The sequence below is a fragment of the Vibrio sp. LB10LO1 genome, assembly GCF_010092875.1.
Classification (GTDB): Bacteria; Pseudomonadota; Gammaproteobacteria; order Enterobacterales; family Vibrionaceae; genus Vibrio; species Vibrio campbellii.
This window is the reverse complement of sequence record NZ_JAADJW010000029.1, coordinates 57958-64915: the sequence shown is the minus strand read 5'-3', so window position 1 is coordinate 64915 and position 6958 is coordinate 57958. Positions and strand designations below refer to the sequence as shown.

At 45.3% G+C, this 6958-nt stretch carries 7 protein-coding genes; 1 reads left to right on the top strand and 6 read right to left on the bottom strand.

What is annotated here, in order from left to right:
* Window positions 1-277 precede the first annotated feature (277 nt).
* From GXP65_RS18685 to GXP65_RS18665, 5 genes are all read right to left on the bottom strand, one after another.
* Entirely contained in the window at window positions 278-1837 is a 1560-nt protein-coding gene (locus GXP65_RS18685) for an AbgT family transporter (protein WP_005424856.1), read from the bottom strand.
* 288 nt (window positions 1838-2125) lie between these two features.
* Window positions 2126-2536 (bottom strand): prepilin-type N-terminal cleavage/methylation domain-containing protein, encoded by a 411-nt coding sequence (locus tag GXP65_RS18680; RefSeq protein WP_005424851.1) that lies wholly within the window; start codon window positions 2534-2536, stop codon window positions 2126-2128.
* Window positions 2526-3854, bottom strand: coding sequence for a hypothetical protein (locus GXP65_RS18675; protein WP_077201060.1), 1329 nt, complete (start codon window positions 3852-3854; stop codon window positions 2526-2528). Before GXP65_RS18675 ends, GXP65_RS18680 begins: the two co-directional genes overlap by 11 nt.
* A complete protein-coding gene (locus tag GXP65_RS18670) occupies window positions 3854-4480 on the bottom strand; it encodes a hypothetical protein (protein WP_045397247.1) in 627 nt (208 codons plus the stop codon). Before GXP65_RS18670 ends, GXP65_RS18675 begins: the two co-directional genes overlap by 1 nt.
* 9 nt (window positions 4481-4489) lie before the next feature.
* Window positions 4490-5005 carry a GspH/FimT family pseudopilin gene (locus tag GXP65_RS18665; RefSeq protein WP_162093465.1) on the bottom strand — a complete coding sequence of 172 codons (516 nt, stop codon included), beginning with the start codon at window positions 5003-5005 and terminating at the stop codon, window positions 4490-4492.
* Between the two features lie 103 nt (window positions 5006-5108).
* Between GXP65_RS18665 and GXP65_RS18660 the strand changes: the two genes are divergently transcribed.
* Window positions 5109-5543, top strand: coding sequence for a prepilin-type N-terminal cleavage/methylation domain-containing protein (locus GXP65_RS18660; protein WP_045383405.1), 435 nt, complete (start codon window positions 5109-5111; stop codon window positions 5541-5543).
* A 96-nt stretch (window positions 5544-5639) separates the two neighbouring features.
* Here the strand turns inward: GXP65_RS18660 and dnaJ are convergent, their stop codons facing one another.
* Entirely contained in the window at window positions 5640-6803 is a 1164-nt protein-coding gene (gene dnaJ, locus GXP65_RS18655) for a molecular chaperone DnaJ (RefSeq protein WP_162093464.1), read from the bottom strand.
* Window positions 6804-6958: the final 155 nt, after the last annotated feature.

The window sequence follows — 6958 nt, the reverse complement described above, 5'->3', positions numbered from 1 at the left end:
GATGCGGGATGCGGGATGCGGGATGCGGGATGCGGGATGCGGGATGCGGGATGCGACTTATTTTGTTTTTCTAGGAGCACATTCTGTCAATGCTGTTTGAGCTGAGTTTCTTTCACTAATCTTTCAGCACACACCTCTCGATTCCTAGAGCGAAGCGTTCCCGACTCTCGAAGTGCGGCGTCCTGTAGGACAAAGTCCGTTCTTCAATTCCCGAAAACAAAAAAGCGCCAGTCTCTCGACCAGCGCTTTCTAAATTTACTAAATAGCTTCAGCGTTCTTACATTGTGTAAGTGTATGGCGCTTGGATACCTAGAGGAATACCTAGCATCCAGTAAACCACTAGGAAGATAGACCAGCCGATTAGCATTGCAATCGAGAATGGCATCATTAGCGATGCTAGCGTACCGATACCTGTCGACTTCACGTAACGTTGACAGTAAACCACTACTAGAGGGAAGAATACCATCAGAGGTGAAATGATGTTCGATACAGAGTCACCTACGCGGTAAGCCGCCTGAGATAGCTCAGGAGAGATACCCACAGCCATTAGCATAGGAACTAGGATTGGACCGATAAGAGCCCATTTCGCTGATGCAGAACCGATTAGAAGGTTTACAGAAGCTGTTAGAAGAATCATACCGATGATAGTAGCTTCACCAGGTAGGTTCATTGCTTTCAGACCTTCCGCACCGTAAAGCGCTAGCATCGTACCGATGTTTGATTGCGCGAATGCTGATAGGAACTGTGCACAGAAGAACGACATTACGATGTATGCGCCCATAGTAGACATAGTATCCGCCATCGCTTTGATGATGTCGTTACTTGTCTTGAACGTGCCTGAAACACGACCGTAAACGTAACCCGGAATGATAAACAGGATGAAGATCAACGGAACGATAGACTTCATGATTGGCGCAGAGAACGCAGTGATCTCACCCTCAGGTGAACGCAGTGCAGAGTTTTCTGGAATAAGCGCCACAACAAGAAGAGCGATACCCGCCATCATTGCCCAACCAGCGTAACGGAACGCTTTAGACTCAAGCTCAGTGAAAGAACCTAGATCTGGTGCTTTCTCTGCGTCTTCGTCGATTGGAGTGTTCTTTAGGCGTGGTTCGATGATTTTCTCAGTTACGTACCAACCGATAGCAACAATGATTACTGAAGATAGACCAGTAAAGAAGATGTTTGCTAGTGGGTTAACCACGTACTCAGGATCTAGAACCTGTGCAGCTGTTTGTGTGAAACCAGCCAATAGAGGGTCAATACCTGAAGGAATAAAGTTAGCAGAGAAACCACCTGATACACCTGCAAACGCTGCTGCGATACCCGCTAGAGGGTGACGACCAGCTGCGTGGAAGATGATACCACCAAGAGGAATAACCAGAACGTAGCCCGCATCCGCCGCTGTGTGCGATACGATTGCTACAAGAATTAGCATTGGAGTAAGAAGTTTTGCTGGCGTGAAGTTCAGCATCTTCTTAAGGCCAGTCGTGATGAAGCCAGAAGAATCGGCAACACCTACACCCAACATCGCTACAAGAACGATACCAAGTGGCGCAAAGCCAGTGAACGTTGTCACCATGTTAGCAAGGAAACTTGCCAGTGCTTCACCTGTTAGAAGGTTAGTAATAGTAAGAGCTTCGCCAGTTCGAGGGTTTAGAAGGTCGAAAGAAACATTCGACAAAAGTGCAGACGCAGCCCAAGTAATGATTAGTGCCCAGAAGAACAAAATCGCTGGATCAGGAATTTTATTACCTACTCGCTCGATAAAGTTCAGAAAGCGATCCATCCCGCTCGGCTTCGGTGACGGTGCCTTATTTACTGCTTGGTTACTCATGGTAACTCCATATGAATGATGTTGGTGCCATGGCCTATTTGAGTAATTATAACGGCCTATTTTCAACCGAGCATTCTATTAAATAGTCATTAAGAAAGCACAAGGTTCTACGCTTTTTTCCATATTTGGAGACATATTTTGCAAAAAAGCCATATCAATTAAACATAAAAAAAACAGTAGCACACCATTCGCGTTAACAGTTGCAAAACCACCTATTAACCACCCAACCAAGCATAAAAATTGTCAATATTTACGATAAAAGCAATTGTACAAGAAATGCAAAACACCTTAGTTTTCGAACTCACTGTAACGCGAAATCATTGTTTTTAGCTCAATCGATTGCGTTTCCCCCATCCTATCTTTCCAGCTAGAAGTTATCGTGATGGTCTTGAGAGATCCGGAGATCGTTGCTGCAGGCACTTCCCACTCAACGATATAAGATCCAGTAGCAGAAGATCCTGTTGCAATAGCAGCGAAACTGGCCGGTGTGATAGTAGACATTGCCTCAGAAGCACCTCGAGTGCGGAACAACTCAAGTTGATTTTCGGCCAGTCGCAGTGCCTCGATACTTTGAATCGCGTAATCCGATTCACGTTCCATGTAGATTTGTAGCTTAGTTAAACCAAGTGCGCCAATACCAAGCAGCAGAAACGAAATCAGCACCTCGATCAAGCTAAAGCCTTTTTGTTTAGAGATCATTCCAAGAGCCCTTTTTCCATTTAGTCTTCAGAATACGAGAGAGAGGCACATCAATTGCGTTGCCATCAAAATATAGATCTAGTGCAGCACCAAAAATAGCGGCCTGTCCCGGAGCATCCATCACATAACCACCTGAAGGGAAAAAAGCGCCTTGTTGATAATACACAATGTCGGTATCAGTCGGTTTAGGAGTAAAGTTAGCAACATGGCCATCAAGTACTAACTTCAATGCCTCTAAATCGTCTTGAACCGTTGCGGAGCTGCTGCTCCATGAAGCAGAGGAGGGAGTGAAGTCAGGGTGGAAGTTTCCACTATTATCTGTTTCACCAGAAACGAAATGGAAAAGTAACCCTTTGAAAGTAAGCGCACCACTTGTAGTAAATAACCCATTGTGAGCAACCAAGATAACACCGCTAGGAGTGTAAGTATTAATAGCAGTTCCAATATTACTTAAATCAGTTCCCGTTAAGTGACAATTACCATAAATCCAGATTAAGTCTTTTCCATTATTAATAATATTCTTTATCTGGGTACCACAATCATTAACCCTTGATGGGGCTGGTAAAGTTTGTTGCGTAAATTTCATTTCACCAGAGCTTTTAGTCAAAGAAGTAGCAGATACCTTTACAAACTCTTCGTTGGACATGATTTTGAACCAATCCTCACGTTTTTCAGCAAAGAAGTTTTCAAATGGCTGTTGTGATGCATCTAACAAGAAATCTTTTTGAGAAGATGTTGGCGAAGAAGTAACTGTTGATTGATGCCCAGAATCGCACCCCTGCCCTGAAGGAAAGTCAACATAGGGTTTAGCATTATCCGTTAACCCTTTATTCTGCAAATTGCCAAACACTTTCAATTTACTGCTGTATGTTACGGCTCGGCATTGCCATTTATTGGTAGTGCTTGCTTCTTTTAAAGGATCAGGGCTAATAGAGTTAGAGCCGTTTAAATAAAGATCTGCCGTTGTCTGGATAGCTCCAGCTCCATTTCTACCTGCGAATTTTATGACTTTTGTTATTTCAGCAAACCCACTCTCAGAGACTACCGTCAAATATTGGCTGGCTTTACTCAGTGTCAAACTTGAACTACAGGCATCTAGCTGTATTGTAGTCGGAACAGCCCCAGTCTCTTGAACTAGAGCGAAAACACACTCCAATCCCCCCTCAGCACGCCAGTGCTCTTGCCGCGCTTCAATTTGGTTATTGGCACGTTTGATCTGATAAAAAAGAGACTTGTAGCTACCAAGCGACATCATTAACGCCGCGACAAGTAATACACTGACAACCAGTAACGCTGCTGCACCTTGTTGTTTATTCATTATTGCCAGTTCCTTTGTTTCACAGTAAAGGACTGCTCCGTACGAATATTCGTCGCATCTTTCAATTCAGTCCCCAAGGTAACGGTTATTAGGGCACTCTTGGCGTCGGTGTTTTCGAGAACCTCACTCACAAGATCAAACCGATTAACGTGGATCGCCTTTTTGTCGAAGAGTGTGTTACACGTCCCTGTACCGGAGAGGTTGGCCACATCATTGATATTCCATATAGTGGCTTGCTTCTTTTCACACACAAAGAGCGATTCAGGTGTGCCATCCCGTTGCTCATACACCACGTTTTTATACAAAGACGTAGCTCCAGAAACCCCAACGTTATAAACGTATGCAATAAGCCCAGAGTCAGCGCCACTAATGGTATAAAGTGTGTTACTTGCACCGGATATTTTGACCGAATTTCCATCGCTACCATCAAATCCTGCGCGCTGAATATCGCTCTTCATCATCTGCAGAACACTGGCCGTGTTTTGCAATAACATCAGCTCTTTAGAGCGCTCCATCGCCACCTTTTGGCCACTGATATAAAGCGAACCGACAATAGCGAGAGAGATCAGTCCTAAAGAAGAGGCAATCATAAACTCAACGAGGCTGGCACCTTTTTGGTTAAACATATTCATCCCTTAAGAACAGGTTGAGTACCCAAAGAACTCGGTATTGTCGTTATCACTACATACACGAACGCGAGCAGAAAGAGTGTGAGAGATGAGTTTGAGTGCTTTTGTAGATTCTCCTACCGGATAAAATTTGATATTACCGGAGGAAGGGCGACCATGAACGTCATCGAAACTGATTTGAGTCGATGAATAACTTGGCGTAACCACAATTCCGTTGTAAGCCTCTCCCGAAAATGACAACAAAACCGTACCAGCTCCTTCGGTTCCGTTATTAGTAAGTTCTATTCGCCAATTACCATCACTTGATGAAGCCCCAGACATAATAATGTGGGCCCAGAGTCTTTCTCTGCGTAAAACCGCTTCCGACTTACCTTGAAGAACAAAACCGTGTAGCTCATCAGCTAAGCGCTGCATTTTGTTGGTTTCAAAAACATTTTGGAAAGATGGTGCTGCCGCCGCCAGTAAAACACTCATTACAGCGATGGTGATCAGAAGCTCCAACAACGTAAACCCGCGAGGCATTTCCCAAATTCCTATGCAAACGGCAAAAGGGCCGTAATTCATCTTGCGCTGATGCTATCACCTAAGAAAAATAGGCGGAAAAGTGAAAAGGGAACTACTCGTCATGATTCGAATTTCTGGTTGTAACGGATACAACAAACGATTTAGAGGGATGACATTGATCGAATTACTGATAGCCGTTGTGATCGTCGGTATCATTGCTGCTATCGCCTATCCGTCTTATAGCAACCACAGTATCACTGCCCATCGCACCGTTGCGATCAGTGATATTGCTCGTCTTCAATTGGAACTCGAGACGTCTTATGACGGGGGCTATGACTGGAGTGGATTGGTATCTGGTGGGCATTGTACGATCTGCGATTCAGACTCAGACCGCTTTTCATTTAATATCGTCAGTTCAGCGACTTTAGCGTACAAAATTGAAGCGACAGCCAAGTCTGATTTAGGGCAAGACAACGACAGTTGCTTCACTGGCCAAGACAAAAAAATAACACTCACTTCAACCAACATTGAATCGCCAAGCGATTGTTGGAACTAGAGCGCATTTGCTTGAATCCATCAAGCTATCAATCGCTAAATACAAAAAAAGCCCGCATCGTTGCAGGCTTTTTATTGGATTAAGTTAACCGCGCAATTAGCTGGTTAAGTCATCAAAGAACTTCTTCACACCGTTGAAGAAACCTTCAGATTTTGGTTTGTGCTTAGTCGCAGCATCGCCACCACAAGACTCATCAAACTCTTTAAGTAGTTCCTTTTGACGAGAGCTTAGGTTAACAGGTGTCTCAACCACTAGCTTAACGATTAGGTCACCCACACCGCCGCCACGAACGCCTTTCACACCTTTACCACGCATGCGGAACATACGGCCAGTTTGCGTTTCTGTCGGTACTTTAAGGTTCACACGACCATCTAGCGTCGGAACCTCAACTTCACCACCAAGTGCAGCCATCGCAAAGCTTACAGGCACTTCACAGTACAGGTTGTTACCTTCACGTTCAAAGATGTGATGCTCTCTCACGTGAACTTGTACGTACAGGTCACCTGCTGGTGCGCCCATTTCTCCTGCTTCACCTTCGCCAGACAGACGAATGCGATCGCCAGTATCAACACCAGCTGGGATCTTAACGTTAAGTGTCTTAGTTTTCTGCTTACGGCCTTGACCATGACATTCGTTACATGGGTCTTTGATGATCTTGCCTTTACCGTGACAGGTAGGACAGGTCTGCTGTACAGCAAAGAAGCCTTGACGCATCTGAACTTGACCGTGACCATGACAGGTACCACACGTTTCAGCTGACGAGCCTTTCTTCGCGCCGCTACCATCACAAGTATCACAGTGAACAAGCGTAGGTACTTCGATCTCTTTTGATACGCCACGAACCGCCTCTTCTAGCGACAGTTCCATGTTGTAACGTAGGTCTGCGCCACGTTGCGCACGTTGCTGACCACCGCCACGACGACCGCCGCCAAAGATATCACCGAACACATCGCCAAAGATGTCGCCGAAGTCAGCACCACCGCCACCAAAACCACCGCCACCAAAACCGCCGCCGCCGAAGCCGCCACCGCCTTGTTCAAAAGCAGCATGTCCGTATTGATCGTACGCCGCTTTCTTTTGAGGGTCAGTGAGAATTTCGTACGCTTCTTTTACTTCTTTAAACTTGTCCGCTGCAGACTCATCACCCTGGTTACGGTCTGGGTGGAATTTCATCGCTAGACGCTTGTACGCCTTTTTGATATCGCGCTCAGAGGCATCACGGCCTACGCCTAATACTTCGTAAAAATCACGTTTTGACATGTTCTTCGTCACCAATTAATTACTGCAAACGGCATGATTTACCGCTTGGTGTTTGTATCGTTCTAGGTAAGTGCACTCATTGCAAAATACTTAACTAGAAAGACAGCTTGGACAAACAGACGGGCGTAAGAGTTACCCCAAACGCCCGCACACAA

Coding starts and splice junctions, on each gene's coding strand:
- GXP65_RS18685 (WP_005424856.1), bottom strand. CDS start 1,837: ATGAGTAACCAAGCAGTAAATAAGGCACCGTCACCGAAGCCGAGCGGG.
- GXP65_RS18680 (WP_005424851.1), bottom strand. CDS start 2,536: ATGATCTCTAAACAAAAAGGCTTTAGCTTGATCGAGGTGCTGATTTCG.
- GXP65_RS18675 (WP_077201060.1), bottom strand. CDS start 3,854: ATGAATAAACAACAAGGTGCAGCAGCGTTACTGGTTGTCAGTGTATTA.
- GXP65_RS18670 (WP_045397247.1), bottom strand. CDS start 4,480: ATGTTTAACCAAAAAGGTGCCAGCCTCGTTGAGTTTATGATTGCCTCT.
- GXP65_RS18665 (WP_162093465.1), bottom strand. CDS start 5,005: ATGCCTCGCGGGTTTACGTTGTTGGAGCTTCTGATCACCATCGCTGTA.
- GXP65_RS18660 (WP_045383405.1), top strand. CDS start 5,109: ATGATTCGAATTTCTGGTTGTAACGGATACAACAAACGATTTAGAGGG.
- dnaJ (WP_162093464.1), bottom strand. CDS start 6,803: ATGTCAAAACGTGATTTTTACGAAGTATTAGGCGTAGGCCGTGATGCC.